This is a genomic window from Peribacillus sp. YIM B13472, from assembly GCF_042788005.1.
Taxonomy (GTDB): Bacteria; Bacillota; Bacilli; order Bacillales; family DSM-1321; genus Peribacillus; species Peribacillus simplex_E.
Window position 1 is genome coordinate 26980 of sequence record NZ_JBHZPG010000043.1, and the last position, 14633, is coordinate 41612.

Here is a 14633-nt window from a genome sequence, read left to right on the forward strand (position 1 = left end):
GTATAGATAACATCTGCTTTTCACCAAAATGAACAAAAGCATCATCGTTCATTTTACGTTCCATATAGATTAACAGCCTAATTGTCTGGCGATAACGATTCTTTGAATTTCGGATGTGCCTTCACCAATCTCCAATAACTTAGCATCTCTTAAATAGCGCTCCACTTCATATTCGCGCATGTAACCAGAACCGCCGTGTATTTGAATTGCTTGATTGCTGGCCCGGAAGGCGGTTTCACTTGCAAAAAGCTTGGCGTATGCCGCTTCCTTTGCAAAAGGTTTTTTATTGTCTTTTAACCACGCCGCCTTATATACCATATTCCTCGCCAGTTCAATCTCCATCGCCATGTCTGCCAGCTTGAATTGAATGGCCTGGAAATTTGATATCGATTTACCGAATTGTATGCGCTCTTTTGAAAAAGCTAAGGCTTTATCAAAGGCAGCTTGAGCGATACCGACGGCCAAAGCTGCAATGGAAATCCTTCCTCCATCCAGTGTGAATAAGAATTGTTTGAACCCTTTGTCTGGATCTCCCAATAAATTTTTCTTTGGTACCCGGACGTTATCCAGAATGATTTCACAAGTATTGGAAGCCCGAACTCCCATTTTTTCATAATTGCTATTGATCGTAAGCCCTTGGGTATCGGTTGGCACGATGAATGCCGAGATGATATTCTTGCCCCTGGAATCTTTGCCCGATACAGCAGTGACGGTAACGGTTCTTGAATAGCTGGCATTTGTAATCCATGTTTTCTCACCATTGATCACATATTCATCACCTTCCAACACGGCAGTGGTTCTCGTACCGCCAGCATCGGAACCCGCATTAGGCTCTGTCAACCCGAAAGCTGCCAGAGTTTCACCGGTCGTGATTGGAACCAGATATTTTTGCTTCTGTTCTTCGGTTCCAAAATAGTAAATTGGACTTGCTCCGAGCGAAACTGCTGCAGCATAACTTAAGCCGGTTCCCCCGCACGCCTTGCCAACCTCTTCAACTGCAATGGCATATGAAATCGTATCTCCGCCCGAACCGCCATATTCTTCAGGAAATGGAATTCCAAGCAACCCGAGTTTCCCCATTTTTTTGAATACATCCTCCGCAAACATGGACTTTGCATCCAACTCAATCGCAATGGGTTTAATTTCCTTTTCGGCAAATTCCTTAACCATTTCCTTAATCATCTGCTGTTCTTTTGTAAGTGAAAAATCCATATGTTCATTCCCCTTTCAATTGAGACCGACTAGTTGGTCTGTACAAATCAAGTTAATTGTTTAATCGACAACAACATTGTTCTTCAGTAGAAATGGCTGGGTGATTTCCGCATCTTTTTCTTCATCTGTCAATAGGGCATTCAGAATTAAATCTACGTAAATATCACCGATTTCATCAATCGTTTTTCCACCGTCCCTTTTGTACCATTTGTATGACCAGTTCACCATGCCCAGAATTGACATTCCGGTAATTTCCACTGGCAATTCGCTGCGGAACACTCCCTTTTCAATGCCTTCTTTGATAACGGAGAAAATGATTTCTTTATACATTTGACGCTTTTTTTTAATTGCTTCAACATAAGGTGGTTTTAAGTAATTGCTTTCTTGATAGAAAACTGAGATGTGTGGTTTATAGAGGTCAAAAACTTTAACGAATGATTGAATGATCTTTTGCATTTTTTCTGTTGGATGGGTACTTTCTGAAATGGCTTCCTGTGCTTTTATTAAAACATATGAAATAAAGTAATCATGAATGACAAATAGGAGTTCATCTTTGGAAGAGAAATGGTGATAAAACCCCCCCTTACTAGTTCCGCATGCCTTAACGATTTCGTTAACGGAAACACCATGAAAACCATGCTGATCGAAGAGAGTCAGCGACGTTTCAATTATTTTTTCTTTTAACTCCGTAAGACTGCACCTCCTTTTTTGTATCCGCTTACATTTAACAACCAAAAGAGTGTGGTTATGTAGTTAACTGGATTTATTTAGATTTTACCAAATATTTAAAAATTGTCAATTTTTAAATATAAACAAAAAACAGCCCTCAAAACCAAGAGCTGTCAACCTGCTTCATTTAACTAAGATATGCATGAACTATGTCACATTTAATACTATCCCATGATAATATTCACTATTTATTTCTTCCCTTGACCGGTTTAACTTGGGCTTTTACAAGCTGCCATCCATTGTTATACTTCCATACTGATTTGATTTCCAGTATCGAATCACGTTCATCGGACCCTTTTACATTTTGGACTCCTACAAGTGCTTTCCCTTTTCCAAAAACGTTCTTTAAGTCCAGTGAAGAATATGGATCAACCAAAAGCTCTGTCGGTTCATTTAATTTTCCATTTAGATAAATGCCCATTTCATCATAAGCTTGTTTTCTGGAACTGACATCTATCACCACAGGCTTTTGACCTTCAATAATGATTTCCGCTTTGTATCCGTCAAGAAATTGAGCCATTACAGGAACGGATGGAGGGATTTCCAGTTCCTTCACTTTTCCATCCTTGAACGTATAGGCGTAACTGGTTATCAACCGCTCTCTACCTTCCATCAAAACCGTGACCAATACATCCTGGACCCCATCATTATTCAAGTCGGCAACCTTGAGATCTGGATTATACCCAGCTTCAAGCGGGACGCTGATTGTACGGCGATTGCTTTCCACACTTAACTCAATTTCCTTCAGAAACTTGCTTCCATCCTCATATGGCAAACCCTGAACCTGGATGATGTCTATTTTCTGGTCACCTGTTACATCTCTTTTTGTTGAAATATAAGTGCCATCGACCTGAAAATTTTTATCATGCGCTTCAACCGCTTGATAGCTCAAAAAGAGTGAAATGACTAAAACCGCATATTTTAGCAGATCTAACTTTTTCATAGTGATAACCTCTCTTTTCCAAGATGAACTAATTTGACATTTGCCGCCGTTTGAACTTTCGACGCTGATCTTTCATGAAGATGGACCAGAAATAATAGAACCCTGGCACTAATATCGCAAAGCCCACGATATATGTGGCAAAAACGGCCCGGAAAGATGTTGGATCGGTAAATCCTGAAAGAATCGTGACATTCGGAAATATGATATAAGGTAAATGTGCGATACCATAAACATAACTGCCGATTAAATACTGTATGATAATCGCTATTACAGCGACGCGAGGCATCCCTTTAACCTCCTGCTTAGAAAAATAGGGTAAGTACAGAGCTATCCCGCTAATGATGAAAAAAACGAGCGAGACGAATAACAATGCCGAGTTTTTCATCATTCCTTGGTAGATCCAATTGGCTTCGTTTTTTAACGTGAGCATAACCAACAGAGCCATGACTAACATAAGCGGTCCCGTTATCATCGCATCCCTGCGATATATTTTGTATGCTTTCATTTCATCAGCCTGTTTTGAGTAATCAGACAGGAGCAAAGATGATAAAAAAAGCGTGCTCATGATTCCAAAACCCACAAATGCATACTCATTCGGACTCGTGAAAAGTTTAGATAGATTCAATTCTTCATTTCCTCTCACGCCTTCGACAAATCCAAGGTGGGTGATGGGCAATACACTGATTAATAGCCCGGGTATGATCAATCCCGTCAACCCTGAGATATATGTTAACGCTTTTTCATATTTGTCTACGCTATGCGAGAAAACCAAGAAAGCGCTCCTAATACATAGCAGGACCAATATCAGGCTCGCAGGAACGATCAAGGCTACCCCAATCGGGAAAACTGCACCTGGAAATAAACTGTAAATCGCAATAACAAGACCGACCACAAAAGTATTAGTCACTTCCCAAGTCGGTGATAAATAGCTATTTGCTATCTTCGTAGCATTCGTATCTTCCTTTTTAATGTAAGTCATTGCCCAGAAGCCAGCGCCAAAATCCATAGAGGCCATGATGGCATAAAGAAAAATAAAGCCCCAGACCAATGTTATTGCAAGAAGAGCATCACTCAACCGCCTTCCCCCCTTTTATGAATTCGAATCGAAAAGCCTTATATCTTTCTGTTCAGCCTTATATATATCATCCATAACCGAATGACGTTTGAAATAATACAAAAGTGTAAATACGACAGAAACGCATAAAATGATATATACAATAATGAACATCGTGAATAAAAATCCAAGGTTTTCGTACGAAGTGACTGAATCCTCCGTAGTCAGCATCCTGTATATCGTCCATGGCTGTCTGCCTGTACAAGCAAAAATCCAACCGCATTCAATCGAAATCACCGAAAGCGGACCTGCAGCAACAAATAGCCAGAGAACCCATTTCGGATAAGTCTCCTTTTTCAGCCATTTATTCCAAACCAATGCAAACAGTGCTAAGGCGATTAAGCCGGAACCGATGATGACCATGGCGTTGAATAAGATATGGACATAAAGCGGCGGCCAATACTCTTCTGGAAAATCGTTCAAGCCGGTCACGACCGTATCGAAGCTATTACCGGATAGAAAGCTTAATAACCATGGGAATTCAATCCCATACTTCACTTCCTGGGCTTCCCTATCGGTATAACCGAACAAGGTAAGTCCGGCATGGTCCTTTGTTTCAAACAACCCTTCAGCCGCCGCCAGTTTTTCCGGCTGTTCCCTATATAAATGCTGTGTAGTCGCATGACCGTTCAATGCCGTCAAAAAAGAAAAAACCAAACCCAATACAATACTGAGCCTCAGTGCTTTTTGGTGAAAATTAAATTCAGCTGTTCCATATTTATTTTTCAGCATCTTATAGGCTGCAACTGCCGCTACGACAAAAGCACCTGTAGTATATGCAGTCAGGGCCGTATGACCTGCCGTCACCAAGAAACTTGGGTTGAAAAATGCCGCCCAAGGATCGACATCGACGATTTCCCCATTTTCAAACCGGAACCCAGCCGGTGTCCCTTCAAAAGCATGGACATTAGAAATCAAAACCGCCGAAGCCATTGCGCCGAAGGCAACAAAGAATAAACTCACGATACGGGCCCATGGCTTAATTTTTTCAGCTGCATACACGTAAATTGACATGAATAGCGCTTCAACCATGAATGCATAAATCTCGATTTGGAATGGAAGCGCCATGACACGACCAATCACTTCCATGAACCCAGGCCATAATAGTGACAGTTGCACACCCGCAATCGTACCAGTCGGAATCCCGACCCCAAGCAAAACCCCTAATGTTTTGGTCCAGCGTTTAGCCATGACAACATACTGTAAATCCTTTGTCCTTTGATACATCAATTCCGCTGCCAACATCATCATCGGCAACCCAACGCCAATCGTTGCAAATATGATATGTACAGCCATATTCGTCCCGAACATCGCACGGGCCATTTGTATATGATCCATACTGTCTTCCTTTCTAACCTTTGTCTCTTGGTAGTATCTCCTCTGTAAAGGAAAATATTTAATATTATTCCACAAACTAAGTTTTCATGGTTTTGCAGAAAGACAGAATTTTACTTGATGATGTTTTTGGTTGATTATTTTATTAAAATATTCTATCGAGGTTATTATTGGGATATATTTACTACGGTTGATCGCTTCTTAACCTTGATTAGGTGACGTCAAGTCGATGAAATTCACTCCGCTTTACAAATACACCTGTCCGGCCCGAATACGATATACTGCACGTTCCATCTTTATTTTCCGCCTAGTACATAGGCTGCCAATCAATACGGTGTGTCGTTTGCAATCTATTGCTTCTTCGACACCGTCGATAACAAACATTACGCAGACCAGTCGAAAGATATCTTTTTGTTATATCGTCATTTCGTTCGTCACATCAGCTAAGATAGTAGATGTCACATAGAAACCTCCGTCCAAACCTTTTGGCTTGCCAGAACCACCTGTTAATTTATGGTTCCGCACAACGAACGGGTCACCGAACAAACACCATTGATAACACTATCGAGGATTGCAGCGAATTCTTCAAAATTCTCTAAAGAACTATTTATTCATTTTTATATTTCCTTCAATAAAAAATACACATATACCCTACAATATAGTAGTCTATGTGTGTATTTGCGGCCGGCATTGACTTTTGCCCAATTTCAAGAATAATGTTCCTAAAAAGAACAATACTACAATAAAAAAATTAGCTTTATTGCAAAAATCGCTCTATGTTTCTAACGAGTGGTTTTTGCACCAGAACGAAGTTTTTTTATAATAAAAAAACTCTACCATATCGTAGAGTCTTTAAACATATGTGCAATAACTAGTACTTTTATGAATGGAAAAAAATGAATGAACTCAGCAAATTTATTAAATAAGCTTTCTTTCATCATAAAAAAAAGGGATTACTCCGTTTTACTAATTAGAAACTCTTGCTTTAAGTCATTTATTCGCTTTGCCTCATTAAAATATACAAAATGTTCTAAATATTCAATATGCACCAACACACGTCTCTAATTTAGAAAAATCCATATTCAGGATCCTAAACCTTAAATACCCACCTTTTCTTTTCCTCTATCAGTAGGAAGTTCAATAATCCCACATTTTAAACTTCATCCACTTGGATAAAGCAGTTACTTTCTTTGATGAAAACGAACTCGTCCCTTTGTAGGCCAGACCAATCATTATGCTGAGAACGATAGCCGGAGAAAAGACTGGGTTGAACTTAGTAAATCTAATGCTTCACTTTGCTTATTGTCCGGCTTTTCAACAAGGATTGCCTCTTACCTCGCAGGTTATGAAAGTTAAGGATAATCTACATTTAAAAACATAGCCACATCTTTGCTTTTTTGTTTTCTTTGTTTCCGCATACTTGCTCGATCTAAGGCCGTTTCATGTAATTTTTTTTCTTCTTCTGTCTCCGGAATAACTTTTGGAACACTTGTGGGACGTTTATGTTCATCTAGTGCAACAAATGTTAATAGAGCAGTCGCTGCAATTCTACGAACACTGCTTTTTAAATCTTCAGCAATAATTTTCACAAAAACCTCCATTGAAGATGTGCCGGTCCATGCCACATAAGATATAAAACATACTGAATCAGTTGTACGAATGGGATGTAAAAAGTCAACTGAATCTGTTGAAGCAGTTACACATTCACTGCGACTATGACGTGCTGCAGAAATCGATGCTACTTGATCGACATCACTCATTAATCTGCCGCCAAATAATGTATTATGATTGTTCACATCATTTGGAAATATTCGACTCGTTCTTATGACCCTTGATTCTCTGCAATATTTTGCTTCTATAAACCCGTCCTCCTAAAACATGGGACCTGAAATCATCACCTATGTAAACTTTTAGTATATGGTTATATTATGATACAACTTTGAGCTTTTTATCCTAAAAACACTATCGGCGTATGTAGCCTTGTGTTCTGAGAATGCGCAGCTTGCTTAGAAATATCATTCACCGCCTGCTCAAGCTCTTTGTGCAGCATTAAAAGCTCCTCCTGCTCGAGTGAACTTTTGTCATTCTCTTGGAAGGAACCCAGACTTTTCATACTGGTGAATCCATCGGTCAATGGAGGACGGGGTCATATTATATCTTCATTGAGCGCTTTCTTTGATTTCCAGTTCTAGTCGAAACTGCACCATCATCAATGAATTCGACTTATTTATCAACAACGTAAATCTTCCTTAGGCAAGTTAAATCGGAGAAAGAGAGAAGATTTATGCTTATATTTTTCTATTTTAAAAGAGTGGATGTGCCAATCTGTTTAGTTTCCCCGTTTCGAACGCTAAAAGTAAAATAACTATCTATGAAAACTTCACCCATTATTATAAACTCATCAATTATTTAGAAAAGAATCCTTTAAGGGCAAAAGCAATATTTTGTGGTCTTTCTGCCAAGCGACGCATAAAATAACCAAACCAGTCGTTACCAAAAGGAATATACACACGCATTGTATATCCTTCTTTAGCTAAACTTAGTTGCATGTCTGTTCTAAATCCATATAACATCTGAAACTCAAATTGGTTACGTGGAATATTGTGTTTTTGAACAAACTCTTTTACACTGGCAATGATACGATGATCATGGGACGCAATCGCCGTATAGCTGCCACTCAGCAAATGCGCTTCAATGATTCTCATATAATTCTTATCCACTTCTTCTTTCTCTTGATAAGCCACTGAAGGAGATTCTTGATAAGCTCCTTTAACTAAACGAAGGGGAATTCCTTTTAATTCTTTTACGTCCTGTTCCGCTCGATATAAATAGGATTGAATCACTGTTCCTACATTATCATATGTTTCTCGTAATTCTCTCAGGATATCTAACGTGATTTGGCAATGCGCATGATCTTCCATATCGATTCTGACAAAATTGTTGTATTTTTTGGCTGTCTCAAGAATTCGACACATATTTTGAACACAAAAATTCCGATCAATGTCCAAACCAAGTTGGGTCATTTTTACAGATAAATTACTATTTACTCCTGTACTACCCATAGCTTCCAACGTTCTTACGTTATATTCCGTTGCCTCTATCGCCTCTATTCTACTTGAAACAAATTCTCCTAAATGATCCAGTGTACAAACCAAGCCTTTTTCATTTAATTCTTGAACTTTCTTAATCGCACTTTTGATTGTATCTCCTGCCACAACCTGGGAAGCTCCAAATCGAAGGCCCCATTTTTTCGCAGCTTTATTTAACGCTTTGTTGTTGGAAGCGTGAAGAAAAATATTTTTTGAAACTTCTGCCAGCATGAATATATCCCCCTAAATACATGTCCTCGTTTTATTAAATGGGGCAACCTTTTTAAATTGCCCCAACCCTTATTAAAGTGTTTCGCTAGTTGTTTTCGCTTGCATGTGCAGAACCAAATAATCAGGGCCGCCTGCCTTCGAATCCGTTCCAGACATGTTGAACCCACCAAACGGATGATACCCAACGATTGCTCCTGTACAACCGCGATTAAAGTATAGATTACCTACGTGGAATTCTTCTTTTGCTCGTTCAATATGATCAGGAGTGTTAGAAAGTAACGCACCCGTTAAGCCGTAGTCTGTATTGTTCGCTATTTCCATCATATGATCGAAATCGCGCGCTTTACAAAAGGCTACAACAGGTCCAAAAATTTCTTCCTGCATCAGACGTCCTTTTTCATCAATATTCGCAAAGATGGTCGGTTCAATAAAGTACCCTTTGGAGTCGTCCCCTTCTCCACCAGTCATCAACTTGCCTTCTTCCTTTCCTATTTCAATATATTTCATGATTTTATCGTAAGAAGCCTGGCTGATTACGGGTCCCATATAGGTATTTACATCTTCAGGGCAGCCAATCGTTAAAGCCTGAGTTAATGCCACTGCTTTTTCAAGGACTTCATCATAAACATCCTGATGTACCACTGCACGTGAACCAGCCGAACACTTTTGTCCGGAGAATCCAAAAGCAGAGTAAACAATCGAAGAGGCCGCTACATCCAAATCCGCGTCTTTATCTACAACTACAGTATCTTTTCCGCCCATTTCGGCAATCACACGCTTTAACCAAATTTGACCCGGCTGCACTTTTGCCGCGCGTTCATAAATGCGGCAGCCTACTTCACGGGAACCCGTGAAGGAAACAAAGCGAGTTTTCGGATGATCAACAAGATAATCGCCTATTTCCGCGCCGCCTCCTGGAATATAGTTAAGTACACCATGAGGAAGACCTGCTTCTTTCATAACTTCAACGAATTTCGCTGCAATCACTGGTGTGTTATTTGATGGTTTCAGAAGAATCGTATTTCCGGCAACAATCGCTGCAGCTGCCGTTCCGGCCATAATAGCTAATGGAAAGTTGAATGGAGAAATAATGACACCTACACCAAGTGGAATATAGTTGAACTTGTTTGCTTCTCCATCTCGACTTTTTACAGGTACTCCGTTTTTTAATTGCATCATTTGACGGGCATAGAATTCAAGGAAATCAATGGCTTCAGCCGTATCTGCATCAGCTTCTTTCCATGGCTTTCCAGCTTCTTTAACTAGATAGCCTGAAAATTCATAATTGTTTATTGTTTTAAGGGTTTTCACTTTCTGCTATTTTTTTGAAAGATTTGAATCCCCTTATTTTTTTATTTTTACGTTATAGAGAGGATGTAGGATATGAATCATCAACAACCTGTATTAAAAAAAGAGTTGAAAATTCGGCATATTACCATGATTTCTCTCGGAGGAATCATCGGTGCTGGGTTATTTGTTGGAAGTGGCCCGTTAATTAATACGGCTGGGCCAGGTTCTATTTTCTCATATGCGATAGCAGGATTACTGGTAATTTTGGTGATGCGGATGCTTGGGGAAATGTCAACGGCAAATCCATCAAGTGGCTCTTTTTCCACTTACGCCCGAGAAGCGATAGGCCCATGGGCCGGGTACACGATTGGCTGGTTATACTGGTTTTTCTGGGTAATTGCCATCGCAGTTGAAGCAATAGCAGGTGCGACAATTATACAATATTGGTTTCCTTCTTTGCCTTCTTGGTCAGTCAGCCTTATGCTTACTTTTTTATTAACCCTAACTAACATCTATTCTGTTAAATCATTTGGTGAGTTTGAGTATTGGCTGTCTATGATTAAAGTTGTCAGTATTGTTCTCTTTTTAATTCTTGGAGGGGCCATTATATTCGGTTTCATACCAGGTATAGAATCACCTGGTACTTCAAACCTTCTACATAGAGGTGGATTCCTGCCATCTGGAATAAGTTCTGTCTTTATAGGAGTTGCCCTTGTTATGTTCTCTTTTATGGGCAGTGAAATTGTGGCGACTGCAGCAGGGGAAACCTCACATCCTGAAAAAGCCATGAGGGTTGCTACTAATACCGTTATCTATCGTATTTTAACTTTTTACCTAGGTTCAATTTTAATAATTATAACAATTCTTCCATGGGACTCTTCTAGTTTGATGAAAAGTCCTTTTGTTTCTGTCCTTGAACTTTTAAATATACCAGCTGCAGCTCAAATCATGAACTTCCTTCTTTTGACGGCAGTACTTTCTTGTTTGAATTCTGGTATTTACACGAGCTCCCGTATGTTATTTTCGATGGCGCAAAATGGAGATGCTCCCCGAATGTTTTTAATGGTAAATAAGAAGGGGATACCAATGAATGCGATTTTAGGATGTACCGTTATTGCTTATATTAGTATTGGGTTCAATTACATCTCTCCAGATAAAGTATTTCTGTTTTTAGTTAATGCTTCCGGAGGTGTAGCACTTCTTGTTTATCTAGTGATTGCCTTCTCTCAGTTACGCATGCGAAGAAAATACGAAAAAGAAAATCCTGAAGCACTTAAGATCAGAATGTGGTTATTCCCTTATTTAACATATGCCACGATTATTACGATCACTAGTATATTTATCTCGATGACATTTATTGATTCCTTACGTTTACAATTCTTTTTAACCCTACTTCTCACTATACTGATTGTCGGTTCTTTCTTTGTCTTAAAGAAAAATAAATCATCGGATTTATTATCAACGAACAAAGAAAAAAATGCCTCTTAATTACAAAACAAAAGGAACTATGTCATAAATAATGGACTCTATTAGAAATTAGGCACGGGCTTGCGCATAAAAAAATCCCAACTCAGATTAGTCATTTGATTTACCCCAGTCACAGTCATAAAAAGACTACAGCCATCGAGATTCGATATTCAATCGGAGCTCGGTGGCTGAGTCGTTTCTGGAATCGTTTGCAGTTGTAATAATAGAATTTCTTCCACTCCTTGAATCAGTTTTAAAATGATTTTGATTCAACATCTCTGATTAGTATGGGAAAAGAACGATTCCACTCAGACATTATCATGTTCGTTTCATTTAATACCAAGCTATTGAAATAATGGTACATAGTATTCATGGGATGTGTAATAGAAGCCTTGATCTGAATGGAGAATGGTTCTGTATACATCCCTTTTTTGTGGATAAACCATCTAACGTCTCAGATACTAGTTTGAGCTGATTATGTTCCCATGAAACAATCTCTTTGTTATAGAGGTCTTACAATGGATCCTTTTTATGGTAAACGAAGAATGGCCCCTTCTCCTGCAAAACATTTTTCATGCGAGGTTAGCGATTCTATTTATGCTTGAGGCGAATCAATTTAATCGTTCCTTTCAACTGTTTATCATGTTCAAGAGGCGTGTATCGTTTGCCTTTAGAATTGATGTCATTTATAGTGGCTTGACCGTTGTACATCTCCATTTCATGTAAGGCGTTCTTGCATGATCTCGTACTTCTCAACGAGATTCTGGATTGTTCCATTGACAGATTTGCATAACGCTTTTTTTAGGCATTTTACCTGTGCTTTATAATAATCACACTCTGATACCTTTCAATTGATTTGTTAAACCTTTTCCGCCTCTAAACTTCTTTACCCATGCTTTCAATTGCGTACTACTACGAAGGACTACGTTCTACGTAATCGTTTCCCTGCTTCATTCCCCATTCAAATTCATCTGTACAGCTTTCATTTCTTTTCCTTTGAATATTTGTCGAACTTTTGCCCTTTTTTAGCCATTATAAAATCCCCTCCAGATAGTGGTGTAATATCCACGATTGTTTGTGGTCTTTTTACACTGTCTACCTTAAGGGGATATTATCAAAGCAGTCTTATCAGACACTGGCTCTCGTTTTTTTTGTTATCGGCGATAACATAAGTTTCAATAGAGAGCGTAACTGGGAATTAATAAAATGCCTAATAAATCAGTTTAATCTGTATTCTTTGATCTTATTGTAGAGTGTTCCTCTGGACATACCGAGTAATTTGGCAGCCGCACTTTTGTTTCCATATGTCTTGCTTAAGGCTTCTTGAATCATGAATAACTCTTCTTTTTCCTCTTCCTGAAATGATGTTTCTTGCGGGCCTGAGATATGGCTATTATGAACATTATAACTACTAGTTATGTTTTTTTGAAGATGATTACTTCTAATAATATTTTCATCATTCAGAAGGATAACACGTTCCACAACATTCCGAAGTTCACGGACATTTCCTGGCCATTCATAGTTAACTAATATAGTTATAACTTCCGATTCAATTTTCGGAACTAGTTTCTTATACTTAGAACTGAACTCTTGCACAAACTGTTCAACTAATTTGACAATATCTTCTGGTCTTTCGCGTAAAGGGGGAATATCAATGTTAATTACAGTTAAGCGATAATAAAGGTTTTCGTTGAATTTCCCTTCCTTTACCATTGCTTCTAATGCCTGAGATGTAGAGGCAATTACACGTGTATATGTCGTCAATAATTCCGTTGTACCTACACGATAAAATGATCCATGTTCTAAGTAGTGTAGAAATTTTTCTTGAATGTCTAATGGCATTTTATCAATTTCTTCAATAAATAATGTTCCATTATGTGATTGTTCGATTTTCCCGTTTTTTCCAGTTTTCTTATCAGCTGTGAAAACTCCTTTTTGATATCCAAATAATTCGATCTCTAAAAGAGTGGAAGGAATGGCTGAACAATTAATGGATACAAAAGGGCCGGTACGCTTTGAACCGCCGTAATGAATAGCTTGTGCTAACATCTCTTTTCCTGAACCTGGTTCTCCGGTTAACAGAACCGGAATGTCTGCGTAGGCAACTTTTTGCGCTACCTTCACTGCTTTTTGAATTTCTACATTAACTCCAATAATAGAGGAAAAAGGGTTGTCCTGATGGATAAGTAACGGTAACGAAGAATCAAGTTCCTCGTTCAAACGAACAATTTGAGTAATATCCTGTTCTGTTGCAATGCCTCCAATAACCGTATTATCCTTTATAACTGGAGAGGCATTTACTAATACGTGATTATCATTATTAGGGCGATGATAAGCCCCACGAACGGGACGTCCCTCATTTAATATACGATGTAATATAATAGACTCTGATTGAAAATGCTCTCCAATCTTTTGACCTAGGATATTTTCACGTTTAATGCTGTATGTTCCCTCAGCAACAGTATTCCAGCAGATAACTTTACCCTCTTGATCCACAGCTGTGACTGCGTCATTAATGGTTTCCGCCAATGTAGAAAAGTATGCGGATAGCTCCTCATTTTTCAATTCCAGCATTTGAACCCATTGGTTTGCAGTTATGATTCCAATAATTCCTTCTTTTTCTGGATCTTTAATTAGGACCGGTCTGCTCCAATCAGTTTGTAACATAGAAAGTTCAGCTATTGTAGAAATGGTAGAGGGATCCCATTTTACCTTTTCAATCCACTCGATTACAGACAGTGATTCATCCATTAATGCCAAGAAATTGCATTCATTCCTTGAAACAATGTAGAATTCTTTCGCTGAAATGATTACAAAATCATACTTTAAAAAGTTATTCTTTATATCAATTAAAGATGTATAGGGTTTCACTATAGTGAAGGAGTTGTCTAGGTTAATTTCTTCCATTTTAAACATAATAAACCCCTTTTATTATATATTTTATGAGAAAGTATAAGAATTTATACAGTATCATCTTCTAAAACAATCATAAAACAAATATGTTTAAATAAAAACTAATAACTTTATTATAATATAAACTTCACTCTATGTTTCTATCGATTGATTTTCTGTAAAAGAAATAAGAATACTATAAAAAAACTCTATCATAGAATAGAGTTTTCAGTTTGTAGACAAAAGGGGTTCGAAATTAAAAAATTCTGAAACCCTTTTGAAATTCCCTTTGAATTTTCGCCTAAAGTTAAGAGATTGGGGCTCTACGAGC

9 protein-coding genes and 1 pseudogene are annotated in these 14633 nt (G+C 38.4%); 1 reads left to right on the top strand and 9 read right to left on the bottom strand.

Annotation, left to right across the window (positions count from 1 at the left end):
- Window positions 1-69: 69 nt before the first annotated feature.
- The 8 genes and pseudogenes from ACFX4I_RS23380 to pruA all read right to left on the bottom strand — a co-directional run.
- A complete protein-coding gene (locus ACFX4I_RS23380; protein ID WP_230302191.1) occupies window positions 70-1212 on the bottom strand; it encodes an acyl-CoA dehydrogenase family protein in 1143 nt (380 codons plus the stop codon).
- 60 nt (window positions 1213-1272) lie between these two features.
- Window positions 1273-1947: a TetR/AcrR family transcriptional regulator gene (locus ACFX4I_RS23385; RefSeq protein ID WP_377423350.1), complete on the bottom strand. Its 675-nt coding sequence runs from the start codon at window positions 1945-1947 to the stop codon at window positions 1273-1275.
- 178 nt (window positions 1948-2125) lie between these two features.
- Complete coding sequence (locus tag ACFX4I_RS23390) at window positions 2126-2884, bottom strand: hypothetical protein (RefSeq protein WP_230302190.1); 759 nt, start codon at window positions 2882-2884, stop codon at window positions 2126-2128.
- A 28-nt stretch (window positions 2885-2912) separates the two neighbouring features.
- Window positions 2913-3959, bottom strand: coding sequence for a cytochrome d ubiquinol oxidase subunit II (locus tag ACFX4I_RS23395; protein ID WP_283932976.1), 1047 nt, complete (start codon window positions 3957-3959; stop codon window positions 2913-2915).
- 15 nt (window positions 3960-3974) lie between these two features.
- Window positions 3975-5336: a cytochrome ubiquinol oxidase subunit I gene (locus ACFX4I_RS23400; protein WP_377423352.1), complete on the bottom strand. Its 1362-nt coding sequence runs from the start codon at window positions 5334-5336 to the stop codon at window positions 3975-3977.
- Window positions 5337-6685: 1349 nt separating this feature from the next.
- Window positions 6686-7192 (bottom strand): acyl-CoA thioesterase, encoded by a 507-nt coding sequence (locus tag ACFX4I_RS23405; protein ID WP_230302194.1) that lies wholly within the window; start codon window positions 7190-7192, stop codon window positions 6686-6688.
- Between the two features lie 546 nt (window positions 7193-7738).
- A complete protein-coding gene (locus ACFX4I_RS23410; protein ID WP_377423355.1) occupies window positions 7739-8653 on the bottom strand; it encodes a proline dehydrogenase family protein in 915 nt (304 codons plus the stop codon).
- A gap of 72 nt (window positions 8654-8725) precedes the next feature.
- Window positions 8726-9937: pseudogene (gene pruA, locus ACFX4I_RS23415) on the bottom strand (L-glutamate gamma-semialdehyde dehydrogenase); the annotation flags it as partial.
- A gap of 99 nt (window positions 9938-10036) precedes the next feature.
- On the opposite strand from pruA, the gene ACFX4I_RS23420 reads away from it, so the two are divergent.
- A complete protein-coding gene (locus tag ACFX4I_RS23420) occupies window positions 10037-11431 on the top strand; it encodes an amino acid permease (RefSeq protein WP_377423357.1) in 1395 nt (464 codons plus the stop codon).
- 1197 nt (window positions 11432-12628) lie between these two features.
- Here ACFX4I_RS23420 and ACFX4I_RS23425 read toward each other — a convergent pair.
- A complete protein-coding gene (locus ACFX4I_RS23425) occupies window positions 12629-14326 on the bottom strand; it encodes a sigma-54 interaction domain-containing protein (RefSeq protein ID WP_377423360.1) in 1698 nt (565 codons plus the stop codon).
- Between the last annotated feature and the right edge of the window lie 307 nt (window positions 14327-14633).